Here is a 15,482-nt window from a genome sequence, read left to right on the forward strand (position 1 = left end):
GGAGCGTGAGCAGGTTTCGACACGGCAGCACGCGGCAAAGTATCTTGATGTCAAGCAATCTGGTCGTCCCCTCACGCCGTCCTCAGGAGCACTCCCGTATGACCACCGAGCCCCAGGCCGCTGCCGGCAAGATCATCTACACGTTCACCGACGAGGCGCCGCTGCTGGCGACCTTCTCGTTCCTCCCGATCGTCCAGGCATACGCGGCGCAGGCCGGAGTCGACGTCGACACGCGGGACATCTCGCTGGCCGGGCGCATCCTGGCCCAGTTCCCCGAGTCGCTCACCGCCGAGCAGCGCGTCGACGACGCCCTCGCCGAGCTCGGCCGGATGGCCACCACGCCCGAGGCCAACATCATCAAGCTGCCGAACATCTCGGCGTCGGTGCCGCAGCTCAAGGCCGCCGTCGCCGAGCTGCAGTCGCAGGGCTTCGCCATCCCCGACTACCCCGAGAACCCGTCGACCGACGCCGAGCGCGAGGCACGCGCCAAGTACGACAAGGTCAAGGGCTCCGCCGTCAACCCGGTGCTGCGCGAGGGCAACTCCGACCGCCGCGCCCCCGGCGCCGTGAAGAACTACGCCAAGGCGCACCCGCACCGCATGGGCGCCTGGTCGGCGGACTCCAAGACCGCCGTCGCCACGATGGGCGAGCACGACTTCTTCGCCAACGAGAAGTCCGTGACGGTCCCCGCCGCCGACACCCTGACGATCCGGCTGCGCACCGCCGACGGCACCACCGTGCTCAAGGACGGCCTGCAGGTCGAGGCCGGCGAGGTCGTCGACGCCACCTTCATGTCGGTCGCCGCGCTGCGCACCTTCCTCGCCGAGCAGGTGGAGCGCGCCCGCGCCGAGGGCGTCCTGTTCTCCGCCCACCTCAAGGCCACGATGATGAAGGTCTCCGACCCGATCGTCTTCGGCCACGTCGTCGAGACCTTCCTGCCCCAGGTGTTCGAGCGCTACGGCGCCGACCTCGAGGCAGCCGGCCTGTCCGCGCGCGACGGCCTCGGCGGCATCCTCGCCGGCCTGGACGCGCTCGACAACGGCGCCGAGATCCGCGCCGCCATCGAGCAGGGCCTCGCCGACGGTCCCGCGCTGGCCATGGTCGACTCGGACAAGGGCATCACCAACCTGCACGTCCCCTCCGACGTCATCATCGACGCCTCCATGCCCGCCATGATCCGCATCGGCGGGCACATGTGGGGTCCCGACGGCGCCGAGCACGACACCCTGGCTGTCATCCCCGACTCGTCCTACGCCGGCGTCTACCAGGCCGTCATCGACGACTGCAAGGCCAAGGGCGCCCTCGACCCCGCCACCATGGGCTCCGTGCCGAACGTCGGCCTCATGGCGAGGAAGGCCGAGGAGTACGGCTCGCACGACAAGACGTTCGAGATCCCGACCGACGGCACCGTCGAGGTCGTGAACGCGGCGGGCGAGGTGCTGATCTCCCACGACGTCGCCGCCGGTGACGTGTGGCGCGCCTGCCAGACCAAGGACGCCCCGATCCGCGACTGGGTCGGCCTCGCCGTCCGCCGCGCCCGCGAGTCCGGCACCCCGGCCGTGTTCTGGCTGGACGCCGACCGCGCCCACGACGCGCAGCTCCTGCTCAAGCTCGAGCAGTACCTCCCGGAGCACGACACCGAGGGCCTCGAGATCCTCGTCATGAACCCGGCCGAGGCCACCCGCTACTCGCTGGACCGCATCCGCGAGGGCCTCGACACCATCTCCGTCACCGGCAACGTGCTGCGCGACTACAACACCGACCTGTTCCCGATCCTCGAGGTCGGCACGTCGGCGAAGATGCTGTCCATCGTCCCGCTGATGAACGGCGGCGGCCTGTTCGAGACGGGTGCCGGCGGCTCCGCCCCGAAGCACGTCCAGCAGCTCCTCGCGGAGAACTACCTGCGCTGGGACTCGCTCGGCGAGTTCTTCGCGCTGGCGGCCTCGTTCGAGCACCTCGCCCGCGTCGAGGGCAACGCCGGGGCGAAGGTCCTCGCCGACACCCTCGACCGCGCCACGGAGACCTTCCTCAACGAGGACCGGTCGCCCACCCGTCGCATCGGCGGCATCGACAACCGCGGCTCGCACTTCTACCTGGCGCTCTACTGGGCCCAGGAGCTCGCGCAGCAGACGGAGGACGCCACGCTGGCCGCGGCGTTCGCGCCGCTCGCCGAGAAGCTGGCCGGCGCCGAGGCCACCATCGTCGACGAGCTCCTCTCCGTCCAGGGCGACCCGGCCGACGTCGGCGGCTACTACCGCCCCGACGCGGCGCTCGCTGCCGCCGTGATGCGCCCGTCCGCGACGCTCAACGCCGCGATCGACGCACTCTGACACCCCGCCCGCACCCGACGTCGACGCGTCGGGTGCGGGCGACGCACCACCCGCGGGGCCGGTCCGATCTTCGGGCCGGCCCCGCCGTCGTCCCCGCCGCGTCACGGCACGTGGGCGCGAGTCAGCTCAACCGCCCGCCAGTCAGCGCAGCCGGGCGCGAGTCAGCGCAACCGGGCCCGAGTCAGCGCGCGACGGCGCGAGTCAGCGCGCGACGGCGCGAGTCAGCGTGAACTTCGTTCAATCAGCGCTCGGCCACGCGCGACCGACTCCGTCGTCGTCGACACCACAAACCCGACGCGACGACGAAGGGCGGCGGAGGGTGCCGCGCGTCGTCGTCGATCCCGGAGTGGAGCGGCCCCTGGGGCGCGTGAACGCGACGACGCGCGGCACCCTCCGCCGTCCGAAACCTGCGCTGACTGAACGAAGTTCACGCTGACTCGCGCCCGTCGCGCGCTGACTGGGCGGGCCCTGCGCTGACTCACCACGACCAACCGCGGGAGCTGAGCTCCAGCTCCTCGCGGAGCCTCTCCTCGTCGGCGACGTGCTCGTCGGGACGCAGCGGCTGGTCGACGACGGCGAGCCCGGCGGCGCGGCAGGCCTCGCGGAGCAGGGCGTCGTAGGCGTCCTGGGCGGCGCGCCAGTGGTGGGCGCGGGCGTAGACGCCGGGATCGTCGGCGACGGTGCGGAGCTCGTGGGCGAGCTCGCCCAGGCGGATCTGGAGGGCGAGGGTGGTGAGCGGGTCGGGTGGCGCGTGTCGCAGGCGGCGACGGGCGACGGCGGCGCGGTGGGGCTCGGAGCGCAGCCAGGAGCCGACCGCCAGGCCGGCGACGAAGATTCCGACGGCGATCAGGTAAGCCAGCTGCCACGTCATCGTGCGCACCCCTGCCCTCATTCTAGTGACCTGCGTCACGCCCTCGCACGGTCGGCTGCGGCGGCCGGTCGAGCACCAGGCGAGTGACCAGGGGACGGCGGGTGGTCCGTCACGGCCGCCCCGACCCCCGGCAAGGCGTGCCTCACAAGGCTCAGGGTCGCCTGTCCTTGCTGGCAGGAGGCGGGAATGCGGCCTACTCTGGAATCGTTCCAGTGACCGTCGACCGGGTGATCCCCGAGAGAGCGAGAGCACGATGAGCACCCCCAGCATCCACCGCAGCACCGACCGCACGCAGGCGTCGGAGAAGCTGACCGGCCACCTCCAGCGCGTCCTGGTCGCCCTCGTGGACCTCCACGTCCAGGGCAAGCAGGCCCACTGGAACGTGACGGGCCGCGGGTTCCGCGACCTGCACCTCCAGCTCGACGAGCTGGTCGACGTCGCCCGCGAGCACAGCGACACCGTCGCCGAGCGCCTGCGCGCACTGCAGGCCGTCCCGGACGGCCGCACCGAGACGGTCGCCACGACCACCGACCTCTCCCCCTACCCGGCGGGTCTGGTCTCGGTCGGCGGCACGGTCGACGCGATCACCGAGCGCATCGCACAGACCGTCGAGGTCGCGCGCGAGGTGCACGACGACGTCGACGCCGAGGACCCGACCACCGCCGACCTCCTGCACGAGATCATCGCCGACCTGGAGAAGCAGGCCTGGATGATCACGTCGGAGAACACCGAGGTCTGACCCCGCACGACGGCCGGGCGGTCGGAGCGGCACCTGCGGGTGCGCGCGCCGGCCGCCCGTCGTCGTGCCTGCCGGGAGGTCCGGGACCTCGCGCTGACTCGGCACGGTCTGCGCTGACTCGCGCCCGCCCGCGCTGACTCGCGGCAATCCGCGCTGACTCGCCACGGTCCGCGCTGACTCGCGCCCGCCCACGCTGACTCGCGGCAATCCACGCGGACCCGGGGACGACGACGGCCGCCACGGACTCCGTGGCGGCCGTCGTGCTGCCGGGTGTCAGCCGAACAGGCGGGGCAGGGTGCCCTCGTGGGCGTCGCGGGCGTCGTCCAGCGTGAGGGTGAAGGCGTCGGTGCCGTAGCCGACCTCGACGGCGTCGCCGCCGGTGGTACCGAGGCGGGCGACGGGGACGCCGGCGGCCTCGGCGGAGGCGACCAGCGCGGCCTCCTGCTCCGGGTCGACGGCGACGAGCACCCGCGCGGTGGTCTCGCTGAACAGCGCGGCGAACGGGGTGACGCCGTCCCGCTCGACGACGGGGTCGAGGGAGACGGAGACGCCGACGCCGTGGCGCAGCGACGCCTCGACGAGCGTCTGCGCGAGGCCGCCCTCGGACAGGTCGTGCGCGGCGAGGACGGTGCCGGTGCGGCGCCCCTCGACGAGCACGGACGCGAGCGCCTTCTCGGCGGCGAGGTCGACGCGCGGCGGCAGGCCACCGAGGTGCGAGTGCACGACGTCGGCCCACGCGGAGCCGTCGAGCTCGTCGGCGGTGGCGCCGAGCAGCAGCACGGACAGGCCCTCGGCGCGCCAGCCGGAGGGGGTAGCGGTGCGGACGTCGTCGAGGACGCCGAGCACGCCGACGACGGGCGTCGGGTGGATGGCGGAGTCGATCTGCCCGAGCTCGCCGGTGCCGTTGTAGAGGGAGACGTTGCCGCCGGTGACGGGCACGCCGAGCTCCTGGCAGGCGTCCGCGAGCCCCTCGATCGCCTCGACGAGCTGCCACATGGAGTCGGGGTGCTCGGGCGAGCCGAAGTTGAGGCAGTCGGTGACGGCCAGCGGCGTGGCGCCGGTGGTGGCGACGTTGCGGTACGCCTCGGCGAGCGCGAGCTGGGCACCGGTGCGCGGGTCGAGCTTTCCGTAGCGGCCGTTGGCGTCGGTGGCGAGCGCGACGCCGCGACCGGTGGCCTCGTCGACGCGGATCACGCCGCCGTCGTCGGGCTGCGCGAGCGCGGTGTTGCCCTGCACGAAGCGGTCGTACTGGTCGGTCACCCACGCCTTGGAGGCGAGGTTCGGGGACGCGAGCAGCGTCAGCACCGTGGCGCGCAGGCCCTCGGCGGACTTGGGCCGCTCCAGACCGAGCCCGACGACCGACGCACGCTGGAGCTCGTCCTGCCACGACGGGCGGGCGTAGGGCCGCTCGTAGACGGGGCCCTCGTGCGCGACCGTCTTCGGGTCGACGTCGACGATGCGCTGCCCGTGGTGGTCGATGGTGAGGCGGCCGGAGCCGTTGACCTCGCCGATGACGGCCGTCTCGACGTCCCACCGGCCGGTGATCGCGAGGAACTCGTCGAGCTTCTCCGGCGTGACGACCGCCATCATGCGCTCCTGCGACTCCGACATGAGGATCTCGCCGGCGTTGAGCGACGGGTCGCGCAGCAGCACGTCGTCGAGCCACACGTGCATGCCGCCGTCACCGTTCGACGCGAGCTCGGAGGTGGCGCAGGAGATGCCGGCGGCACCGAGGTCCTGGATGCCCTCGACGACCTGGGCCGCGTAGAGCTCGAGGCAGCACTCGATGAGCACCTTCTCCATGAAGGGGTCGCCCACCTGGACCGACGGCCGCTTGGCGGGGACGCCGTCCTCGAACGTCTCGGACGCGAGGATGGAGGCGCCGCCGATGCCGTCGCCGCCGGTGCGGGCGCCGAACAGGATGACCTTGTTGCCGGTGCCGGACGCGTTGGCGAGGTGGATGTCCTCGTGGCGCAGGACGCCGACGCACAGGGCGTTGACGAGCGGGTTGCCCTGGTAGGAGCCGTCGAAGACGAGCTCGCCGCCGATGTTGGGCAGGCCGAGGGAGTTGCCGTAACCGCCGACGCCGGACACGACGCCGTGCACGACGCGGGCCGTGTCGGGGTGGTCGACGGCGCCGAAGCGCAGCTGGTCCATCACCGCGACAGGTCGCGCGCCCATGGAGATGATGTCCCTGACGATGCCGCCGACGCCGGTCGCGGCACCCTGGTAGGGCTCGACGTACGAGGGGTGGTTGTGGGACTCGACCTTGAAGGTGACGGCCCAGCCGTCGCCGATGTCGACGACGCCCGCGTTCTCGCCGATGCCGACGAGCAGGTGCTCGGTCATCTCGGGGGTGACGCGCTCGCCGAACTTGCGCAGGTGCACCTTGGAGGACTTGTACGAGCAGTGCTCGGACCACATGACGGAGTACATGGCGAGCTCCGCGGCCGTCGGGCGGCGCCCGAGGATGTCGCGGATCCGCTGGTACTCGTCGGGCTTGAGGCCCAGCTCGGCGTACGGCTGGCTCTCGTCCGGGTTCGCGGCGGCGTTCTCGACGGTGTCGAGCGTCGGACGGGGGGAGGCCACGGTCTCGGCGCGGTCTGCGGTCATCTCATCCCTCGGGTCGCACGGGGTGCCGGACCGGGTGACCACCGCGCTCGGGGCGGACGGCGTCCGGCATCGGTCCGGGGCCTGGATCGCGCCCCCGGCGGTCCGGGCCGGCGCGTGGTCAGTCTACCGGCCCGCGGCGGGGTCGCCGTCGCGCTGCCCGACCGCCTCGGACGGCCGCCCGGGGCCGTCCTCGACGACGGTCGTCGCGACGTCGTCGTCGGTCTCCTCGACGGACGCGGCCAGGGCGAGGAGGAAGTCGCGGACGGCGGGACGGCAGTGCTCGGGCACCCCGCGGGCGGCCTCGATCATGCGCGCGTGGGCGCCGGCGAGGCGTTCGCGGACCTCGCGGTGGGCGGCGGCGGTGGCCACCACGACGACGGAGCGGCGGTCGCGCGGGTGCGGGCGGCGCTGGAGGTGCCCGGACCCGGCGAGCCGGTCCAGGACCTTGGTGGTGGACGCGGTCGAGATGCCGAGGTCCTCGGCGAGGTCGCGGGGCGTGACGGAGGTGCCGACCTGCTCGGCGGCGATGACGTGCCGCAGGGCACGCAGGTCGGTGAGGTTCATGGCCATGTCACGCCCGGCGCGTTGCCGCATGGCCTCGTCGGCACGACGGAACGTGCGCACCGCCTCCAGGATGCTCCGCGTCTCGGTGTCGGCCGGCCCGTACCAGTAGGTGGTCCCCTCGGCTGGTTCCTGCACGACGGCCATGATACCTAGTGAGCCGAACTAGTTTCTTGTTAGGCTAACTACTGCCCGAACTAAGGAGTTGTGGTGGACGCCTCCCACCTGCCGGCCGACGACGCCCCATGGGCCACGACGAGCCCTGTCGCCCCCGCCGGGAAGCGTCTGCGCCCCCGCCTGCTCGTCGGGGCGCACGACGTCCTCGCCTCCGGCCGGCAGGACCCGGAGCCGCACGCCGTCGTCACCGCCGTCGGCGAGGCCGTCGAGCTGCTGCACACCGCGTTCCTCGCGCACGACGACGTCATCGACGACGACGAGCTCCGCCGCGGCCGGCCCAACGTCGCGGGTCGGTACGCCGCGCACGCCCGCGCCCACGGCCTGCCCGACGACGCCGCGCACGGGTACGGCGCGGCCGCCGGTCTGCTCGCCGGCGACCTCGCGCTCGCCGGCGCGGTCCGGGCGGTCGCACTGAGCGGCGCCCGCCCCGCGGTCGTCCCGCGCCTGCTCGACCTCGTCGACGAGGCGATCCGGCTGAGCGTGGACGGCGAGCTTCGCGACCTGTGGTTCAGCCACCGGCCGCCCGCGCTGGACGACGTGGTCGTCACGGCACGGCTCAAGACGTCCGCCTACTCGTTCGAGCTGCCGCTGCGCCTGGCCGGGGCGCTCGCCGGGTGCGACGAGCTCGACGACGACCTCGGACGCCTCGGTCGCGACCTGGGGATCGCCTACCAGCTGCGCGACGACGTCCTCGGCACGTTCGGCGACCCCGCCAGCACCGGCAAGCCGTCCGGCTCCGACCTGCGGGAGGGGCGCGGCACCGCCCTCGTCGCGTTCGCCCGCACCACGGCCGACTGGCCGCAGGTCGCCGCGGCGCTGGGACGCCGGGACGCCACCGACGACGACCTCGCCCAGGTGCGGACCTTGCTGGAGCGGTGCGGGGCACGGGCCGCCACGGAGGACCTCGCGGACCGGTACGAGCTGATGGCCAGCGAGCAGGCCCGCCGGCTCGGGCTCGACGACCTCGTGTCCGACCTGCTGGCGCTCGCGGTTCCGCCGCGGGGCCGGGGCGTGGGAGCGTGGGCGGCATGACGGCTACCCGACCCGTGCACACCGACGACGGTCGCGCCGGCGCCTACGACGCGGCCGCGGCACGCGTCGCGGCGGCGGTCGTGGACGAGTACTCGACCTCGTTCGGCTGGGCCTGCCGGCTGCTCGGCCCGGACGTCCGCGAGCACGTGCGGGCGATCTACGCGCTCGTACGGATCGCCGACGAGATCGTCGACGACGTGGACGCCTCGCTCACCACCGCCGAGCGGGCCGAGCTGCTCGACGGCTTCGAGCGGGCGACCGCGCTGGCAGTGCGGCGTGGGCACAGCACCGACCTCGTGGTGCACGGCTTCGCCCGCACGGCCCGCCGGTTCGGCATCGGTCCCGTCCTGGTGGACCCGTTCTTCGCGTCGATGCGCACCGACCTGTCGGTCCGCGAGCACGACGCCGAGAGCATGGCCGTGTACGTCCACGGCTCGGCCGAGGTCGTGGGCCTCATGTGCCTGCGGGTCTTCCTCGGCGGCGACGACGACGCCTACGAGCAGCTGGCACCCGGCGCCGCCCGGCTCGGGGCGGCGTTCCAGAAGGTCAACTTCCTGCGGGACCTCGCCGACGACCTCGACGCCCGCGGCCGCGCCTACTTCCCCGGCGTGCACGGCGACCTGGACGACGCGACCCGCGACGTGCTCCTCGACGACGTCGACGCGGACCTCGCCGCGGCGTCCGCCGCGATCGACCGGCTCCCCCGGTCGAGCCGGCTGGCGGTGCGGGTGGCGCACGACCTGTTCGCCGAGCTGTCCCGTCGGCTGCGGGCCACGCCGGCCGCCGAGCTGCGGCAGCGCCGGGTGCGGGTGCCGGACCACGCCAAGGCGCGTCTGGTCGCGAAGGCCGTGCTGCGCGAGTCGATGCGGCGCGGCTCATGAGGGTCGTCGTGGTGGGTGGCGGCATCGCGGGGCTGGCGACCGCCGGGCTGCTCGCGCGCGACGGGCACGAGGTCGAGCTGCTGGAGAGGCACGACGCCCTCGGCGGACGCGCGGGGTCGTGGGAGCGCGACGGCTTCCGCTTCGACACGGGTCCCTCCTGGTACCTCATGCCCGAGGTCTTCGACCACTTCTTCGCGCTCATGGGCACCTCGACCGCCGAGGTGCTCGACCTCGTCGCGCCGGAGCCTGCCTATCGGGTGCTCTTCGAGGGTCACGACGGCCCGTTCGACGTGGCGCGCGACCGGGCGGCGAACGTCGCCGCGTTCGAGGCGGTCGAGCCCGGGGCGGGCGCTCGCCTGGAGCGCTACCTCGACTCGTCCGGCGACGCCTACGACATGGCCCTGCGGCACTTCCTGTACACGACGTTCGCGTCGTGGCGGCCGCTCGCCTCGCGCGAGGTCGTGGGCGCTCTGCCGCGGCTCGCCCCGCTGCTGGGGCGCTCGTTGGAGGGGTTCGTGGCGTCCCGGTTCGACGACGTCCGGCTGCGGCAGGTGCTCGGCTACCCGGCGGTGTTCCTCGGGTCGTCCCCCGACCGGACGCCCGCCCTCTACCACCTCATGAGCTCTCTCGATCTCGACGGCGGGGTGCGCTACCCCCGGGGTGGGTTCGCGCACCTGGTCGACGTGGTCGCCCGGTTGGCCGCGCAGGCGGGGGTCACGCTCCGCACCGGCGCCCGGGTCACCGCGATCACGACCTCCGCCGTCGGGGCCCGCCCGGGGGACCACGACCGGACCGGGGCTCCTCTCCCCGGTCCGCGTCGCCCCCGGGCCCGGGCCACGGGCGTGCGGTGGACGGACGCCGACGGCGCCGCCCACCGCACGGCCGCCGACGTCGTCGTGACGGCCGCGGACCTGCACCACGTGGAGCAGGACCTCCTCCCGCCCCGGCTGCGCAGCCGGTCCGACCGCTCGTGGTCGCGCCGCGACCCGGGGCCCGGCGGAGTGCTCGCCATGCTGGGCGTGCGAGGCCGGGTGCCGGAGCTCGCGCACCACAACCTGTTCTTCACCGCGGACTGGGCGGAGAACTTCGGGGCGATCCGGGCCGGGCGCGTCCCCCGTCCGGCGTCCGCGTACGTCTGCGCGCCGTCCCGGACCGACCCGACGGTCGCGCCCGACGGCGACGAGAACCTGTTCGTGCTCGTGCCCGTGCCTGCCGACCCGGCGATCGGGCGCGGCGGCGTCGACGGCACGGGCGACGCCCTGGTCGAGGAGATCGCCGACGCGGCGGTCGACCAGGTGGCCCGGTGGGCGGGCGTGCCCGACCTCGCCGAGCGCGTGGCCGTGCGCCGGACGGTGGGGCCGGGCGACTTCGCCACCGACCTCGCGTCGTGGTCGGGGGGCATGCTCGGGCCCGCGCACACGCTGCGGCAGAGCGCGATGCTGCGCGGCTCCAACGTGTCGTCGAAGGTCGCCGGGCTGCTGCACGCCGGCGGGACGACGATCCCCGGCGTCGGCCTGCCGATGTGCCTCATCAGCGCCGAGCTCGTCGTCAAGCGGCTGCGCGGGGACACCGGGGCCGCGCCCCTGCCGGTGCCGTCCGAGCCCGGCGCCGCCCGCGCCGTCGCGGGAGCATGATTCCTGGTGGAGCAGCTGCTGATCGTGACCTGGCTGCTCCGCTGACCCCGTCCGCTCAGGCGGCCGCAGGCGCCGCCGGTGCCGGTTCGTCGTCCAGGTCGACGTCGACGGAGGCGAGCGCCGCCGTCAGCAGGCCGACGACGAGCCCCACGCGGGTGTGCGGGGCTCGCACCCCCCGGGCTCGCAGGGCCTCGCCGCGCCGGTAGGCCCACTTCTCGCCGGCGACGACGAGCGCGACGGTCACGGTGAGGCCGACGACCGCCGCTCCCGCGGCCACGGGGGCGCGCAGCACGACCTCCTCGCCGCCGTCCTGCGGGCGCAGCGGGGTGGGGTTGTCGTCGTCGGTGGCGGCGGTGTCCGGGCGGTGGTCCGCGCGGCCGTCGTCGTCGAGGACGGAGCGGACCTCGCCCACCGCGCCCCGGATCCCGTCGCGCAGCTCGCGGCCGTCCCGCGTGGCGGCGACGGCGAGCACCGTGCCGGCCGTCGCGACCGCCGTCTTGGCCAGCGCGCGGCCCCACCGCGGGCCGACGACGTCGGGGACGGCGTACCAGGCACAGGTCGTCAGGCCGGCGAGGGCGACGGTACGAGGGTCGGGGCGGCGCAGGATGGTCACGGGGGCGTCCTCCGGGTCGGGTGCGGTACCTGGTGGAACGGGGCACCGCGGGCGATGGTTCCCGGCGCCCCTGGGCATGAACAACTCGTGAAGAACGTGACGTGCACCCGTGAACCCCGTCACATCTTGTTCAGTGCGACGCGGGGTTCCACGTATCTGCCGACCGTGCTTTGATGCGACCGTGGAACACCTCAGGCCCTTCGCACCCCGCGCTTTCCAGTACGGGCTGGCGGCCTGGTCGTGGCTCGACCTGGCCGGCCGGACCCCCCGGTTCGCCACCGTGTTCGGTGACGTGCTGCTCGAGTCCCTGGAGGGCTGGTGGTTCCTCGACACCGTCGAAGGGACGCTGGAGCTCCGGTGGCCCACCGCCGTCGAGCTCACCGCCGAGCTCGACTCCGCCGAGGGGCGGCAGGACCTCCTGCTGGAGGACCTCGTCCTCGAGGCCGCCGCGCTGGGCGTCTCCCCCGGCCCGGACGAGGTCCTGACGTTCATGCCGCACCCCGTGCTCGGCGGGCGCCTCAGTGCCGCGTCGGCCGTCGCCGTGCGCCTCGAGCTCGCGCTGCGCATGACCGGGGAGCTCCACCGCCAGGCGCTCACCCCGGCGGCGTCGCCGCTGCTGCTCGGTCACAGCCTCCAGCACGCGGCCCTGCACGCCCGCTGAGCGGCGGGCCGGATGCCCGGTTCGTCCGCCTCCGGCGTCCAGGATCTGAGGTTCCCCTGAGGCGACGGCCAGTCGGTACCGACTTGTGACCAGCGCGACCGCTCCAGCGGATGCGCTCGGCGCGGAAGTGACGTGTGCTGGGTACTGACACGGAGAGGCGGACCGTGGAGGTCGGGGGAATGAGACGAGTGCTGTGGACGGCGGGAGCCGTCGTCGTGGGGGACGGGATGCTGCTCGGCGCGTCGATGGCGCTGGGCTGGACCGTCCTCGTGGTCCTGGCGGTCCTGGTGGGGCTCGGCGGCGCCGGGCTCGTCGCCCGCGCCGTGCCCGCGCCGCGCGCGCAGGCCCGGCCCGCCACCGTGACGCTCGGCGTCCCCCTGCGGGACGCCGCACCGGCCGCCGAACCCGCGGCCGCCCCCGTCACCGAGGTGCAGCCGGCCGGCGCTCCCGCGCCGGTCGCCGCCTGACGACCGGCCCGGGAGCCGCGCTCAGCGCTGCTTCTGCGCCTTCTTGCGGAGCGCCTTCTCGCTGACCGGAGCGTTCCCCGACGCGCGCAGCGCCTGGTAGTAGGCGCGCGCCTCGTCCTGCCGCTCCGCCTCCGCACCGGAGGAGATCTGCGCGCGCAGGTGCTCCTGGCCGTAGCCCCACGCGTCGACCAGGTCCACGGCGTGCGGCCGCAGCCGCCGCAGCAGCCGGTCCACGTAGCCGGTCACCGTGCGCGCCCGCTGGTCGGACAGCCGCCCGTGCAGCAGGTACCAGGTGAGGTTCCGCTCGATGACGGTGAGGCCGAAGACGTCGCGCACCCAGGTCATGATCAGACGGGTGCCGGTGTCCTCGATCGTCTCCAGCGCCTCGGTGAACGCCTCCCAGCGCAGCAGGTCCGCGTGCACGCGGGCCGCCTCGACGAGCGCCGTCTGGTTCTCGTCCAGGATCCGAGCGGCCTCCACCGGCTCCGCCTTGAGGGCCGGGCGCATCGCCTGGGCGACCTCCTCGACCATGGTCGCGACGCGGTCGGCGAGCAGCTCGCGCTGCGTCGCCGCGTCGCGCAGGTGCCCGGCCGCGCGACGCGGGTCGCCGACGTCGAGGAGCGCCTGCGACGCCCGGCGCAGGCCGGTGCGGTGCAGCGCCGCGGAGGTGGCCCGCTCCACGACGAACCGCGCCATCCCCGCCGGGGTGCGGGTCGCGCCCTTGACCTCGCGGCCGTAGTCCGCGACCAGCCGCTTCGCGACGAGCTGGGCGAGCACCGTGTTGTCGCCCTCGAACGTCGCGTAGACGTCGAGGTCGGCGCGCAGGGAGGTGATGCGGTTCTCCGTGAGGAACCCGGCGCCGCCGCACGCCTCGCGGCACTCCTGGAGCGTGTCCAGGGCGAACGCCGTCGACGTCGACTTCAGGGCCGCCGCGGTCGTCTCCAGGTCCTCGCGGCGCTCCGGGGTGTCCTGCGCGCCGGAGAACACGTCGTCGAACAGGTCGAGCAGCCGCTCGTTGGCGAAGTGGCCCGCGTACGCCTCGGCGATGCGCGGGAAGAGCCGACGCCGGTGGGTCGCGTAGTCGAGCAGCACGACCTCCTCCCCCGTCGACCCGGCGAACTGGCGGCGCTCCGCGCCGTACCTGACCGCGATCGCGAGGCCCAGCTTCGCGGCGGTCACCGCGGAGCCGTCCAGGGACACGCGGCCCTGCACGAGCGAGCCGAGCATCGTGAAGAAGCGTCGTCCGGGGCTGTCGATCGGCGACGAGTACGTGCCGTCCGCCGCGACCGAGCCGTAGCGGGCCAGCAGGTCCGTGCGCGGGACCCGGACGTGGTCGAAGTGCAGACGCCCGTTGTCGATGCCGCGCAGACCCCCCTTGAGGCCGTCGTCCTCACCGCCCACACCGGGCAGGAACGCGCCCGCGCTCCCGTCCGGCGCCACCTCCCTGATGGGGACGTAGAAGCAGTGCACGCCGTGGTTCACGCCGTTCGTGATCAGCTGCGCGAACACCGTCGCCGCCGTCGCGTGCACGGCCGCGTTGCCCAGGTAGTCCTTCCACGCGCCCCGGAACGGGGTGTGCAGGACGAACTCCTCGGTCGCCGGGTCGTACGTCGCCGTGGTGCCGATCGAGTCGACGTCCGAGCCGTGGCCCGTCTCCGTCATCGCGAACGCGCCCGGCACCGACAGGTCCATCGCGCCCGGCAGCAGGCGGTCCTGCTGCTCCGGGGTGCCCAGGTGCAGGATCGCCGCACCGAACAGGCCCCACTGCACGCCCGACTTGATCTGCAGCGACGGGTCCGCCGCGACGAGCTCGGTGAAGCACGCCAGGTTGGCGCCCGGCTTGTCGAAGCCGCCGAGCCGCTCTGGGAAGGCCAGCCACGACAGCTTGTCGTCGGAGGCCACCATGGCGCGCATCTGCTCGAGCGTGCGCTCGCGGTGCTCGGCCGGGGTGAGGGACTCGTCCTTGGCGTAGTACGGCTCCCCGGCGCGGGCGCGGGCGCGACGACGCTCCTCGGGCCAGCGGCCCAGCAGCAGCTCGGCGAGGCCCGCCACGTCGACGCGCGCCGTGGTGGCGTCGTCGGGTCCGGCGTGGTCGTCGTGGCCGGTGGCGGGTGCGGACGTCGTCGTCATCAGGACTCCTGCGCGGTCTCGGGGTTGTCAGGGGTTTCAGGGGCGTCGGCGGGACGCCGGGTCGCGGCGCCGTCGTGGTGGAGGACGCCGACGGGGCCGGTCCACAGCCAGGCGGTGACCTGCTCGACCAGCTCGTCGCGGGTGTGGCCCTCGGCGCGGGAGTGCGCCAGCCACCACTCGCCCGAGCCGCGCACGAAGCCGACGGCTCCGGCGGCCCAGGCGGCGGCGGTCGTGGCGGGGACGCCGGCGGCCTGCGCGAACGGGTCGGCGACCAGCGTGATCACAGAGTCGAGGTAGGCGCCGAGCGCTTCCGTACGACCGTCGTCGGACTCGTTGCCACCGATGGCCGTGCGCGTCACGAACCAGTAGACGTTCGGCGAGCTCTCGATGGTCTGGAGGTAGGTGCGCACCATGGCGCGCAGCGCCGCGTTCGGCGTGGGCGCCTCGTGGGCGGCCTCGGCGAGCCGGCGGTGCATCCCGCGCACGACGCTCTCGGCGACGGCGAGCCGCAGCCCGGCCTTGTCGTCGAAGTAGCGGTAGAAGATGGACTTGGAGGTGCCGGCGATCGCGGCGATCTCGTCCATCGAGGCGCCGGGGCCGAGCTCGTGCACGGCCCGTCGGGCCTCCCGCACGAGCGTGGCCTTGCGCTGGGCGCGATGATCGTCCCACCGGGTCGACCGCCCGTCGGGCCTGGGTCGCGCCTGGTGGCCGTCCGTCGTGACCGTCATCGGCCACCCCCTGTGATCCGTCTCACGAGACTCACAGTATCAGGT

General features: G+C 74.0%; 13 protein-coding genes. 7 read left to right on the plus strand and 6 right to left on the minus strand.

All coding sequences use genetic code 11. The features are described 5' to 3' along the window. The first annotated feature begins 98 nt into the window (after positions 1–98). The gene (locus tag I598_RS10070) at positions 99–2,330 is read left to right on the plus strand and encodes an NADP-dependent isocitrate dehydrogenase (protein ID WP_068202846.1); all 2,232 of its coding nucleotides are present in this window, start codon (positions 99–101) and stop codon (positions 2,328–2,330) included. Between the two features lie 478 nt (positions 2,331–2,808). Here I598_RS10070 and I598_RS10075 read toward each other — a convergent pair whose 3' ends face one another. Beyond that, a complete protein-coding gene (locus I598_RS10075) occupies positions 2,809–3,201 on the minus strand; it encodes a hypothetical protein (RefSeq protein ID WP_068205187.1) in 393 nt (130 codons plus the stop codon). 253 nt (positions 3,202–3,454) lie between these two features. Here I598_RS10075 and I598_RS10080 point away from each other — a divergent pair, with 253 nt between their 5' ends. Beyond that, positions 3,455–3,940, plus strand: coding sequence for a Dps family protein (locus tag I598_RS10080; protein ID WP_068202847.1), 486 nt, complete (start codon positions 3,455–3,457; stop codon positions 3,938–3,940). Positions 3,941–4,213: 273 nt separating this feature from the next. Here the strand turns inward: I598_RS10080 and purL are convergent, their stop codons facing one another. Together purL and I598_RS10090 are read right to left on the minus strand one after the other, a co-directional pair. After that, positions 4,214–6,553 (minus strand): phosphoribosylformylglycinamidine synthase subunit PurL, encoded by a 2,340-nt coding sequence (gene purL / locus I598_RS10085; protein ID WP_068202848.1) that lies wholly within the window; start codon positions 6,551–6,553, stop codon positions 4,214–4,216. 123 nt (positions 6,554–6,676) lie between these two features. Beyond that, positions 6,677–7,252 carry a MarR family winged helix-turn-helix transcriptional regulator gene (locus tag I598_RS10090; RefSeq protein WP_418268493.1) on the minus strand — a complete coding sequence of 192 codons (576 nt, stop codon included), beginning with the start codon at positions 7,250–7,252 and terminating at the stop codon, positions 6,677–6,679. 72 nt (positions 7,253–7,324) lie between these two features. Here I598_RS10090 and I598_RS10095 point away from each other — a divergent pair, with 72 nt between their 5' ends. Genes I598_RS10095 through crtI form a run of 3 tightly spaced genes read left to right on the plus strand, consistent with a single transcriptional unit; the run spans position 7,325 to position 10,838 of the window. After that, positions 7,325–8,323 carry a polyprenyl synthetase family protein gene (locus tag I598_RS10095; RefSeq protein WP_068202850.1) on the plus strand — a complete coding sequence of 333 codons (999 nt, stop codon included), beginning with the start codon at positions 7,325–7,327 and terminating at the stop codon, positions 8,321–8,323. Further along, a complete protein-coding gene (locus I598_RS10100) occupies positions 8,320–9,204 on the plus strand; it encodes a phytoene/squalene synthase family protein (RefSeq protein WP_068205188.1) in 885 nt (294 codons plus the stop codon). The genes I598_RS10095 and I598_RS10100 overlap by 4 nt, the downstream gene beginning before the upstream one ends. Further along, entirely contained in the window at positions 9,201–10,838 is a 1,638-nt protein-coding gene (crtI, locus tag I598_RS10105; protein WP_068202851.1) for a phytoene desaturase family protein, read from the plus strand. Before I598_RS10100 ends, crtI begins: the two co-directional genes overlap by 4 nt. Positions 10,839–10,893: 55 nt before the next feature. Here crtI and I598_RS10110 read toward each other — a convergent pair whose 3' ends face one another. Beyond that, a complete protein-coding gene (locus I598_RS10110; protein ID WP_068202852.1) occupies positions 10,894–11,451 on the minus strand; it encodes a hypothetical protein in 558 nt (185 codons plus the stop codon). Between the two features lie 181 nt (positions 11,452–11,632). Here I598_RS10110 and I598_RS10115 point away from each other — a divergent pair, with 181 nt between their 5' ends. Together I598_RS10115 and I598_RS17870 are read left to right on the plus strand one after the other, a co-directional pair. Further along, positions 11,633–12,112 (plus strand): hypothetical protein, encoded by a 480-nt coding sequence (locus I598_RS10115; protein ID WP_068202853.1) that lies wholly within the window; start codon positions 11,633–11,635, stop codon positions 12,110–12,112. A 179-nt stretch (positions 12,113–12,291) separates the two neighbouring features. Beyond that, complete coding sequence (locus I598_RS17870; RefSeq protein WP_198155673.1) at positions 12,292–12,579, plus strand: hypothetical protein; 288 nt, start codon at positions 12,292–12,294, stop codon at positions 12,577–12,579. 21 nt (positions 12,580–12,600) lie between these two features. Here the strand turns inward: I598_RS17870 and I598_RS10125 are convergent, their stop codons facing one another. Next, positions 12,601–14,709, minus strand: a complete 2,109-nt coding sequence (locus I598_RS10125) for an acyl-CoA dehydrogenase family protein (protein WP_068202855.1) — start codon at positions 14,707–14,709, stop codon at positions 12,601–12,603. Further along, entirely contained in the window at positions 14,709–15,437 is a 729-nt protein-coding gene (locus I598_RS10130) for a TetR/AcrR family transcriptional regulator (RefSeq protein ID WP_068202856.1), read from the minus strand. The genes I598_RS10125 and I598_RS10130 overlap by 1 nt, the downstream gene beginning before the upstream one ends. Positions 15,438–15,482: the final 45 nt, after the last annotated feature.

It is taken from the genome of Isoptericola dokdonensis DS-3, from assembly GCF_001636295.1.
In the GTDB taxonomy this organism is placed as follows: Bacteria; Actinomycetota; Actinomycetes; order Actinomycetales; family Cellulomonadaceae; genus Isoptericola; species Isoptericola dokdonensis.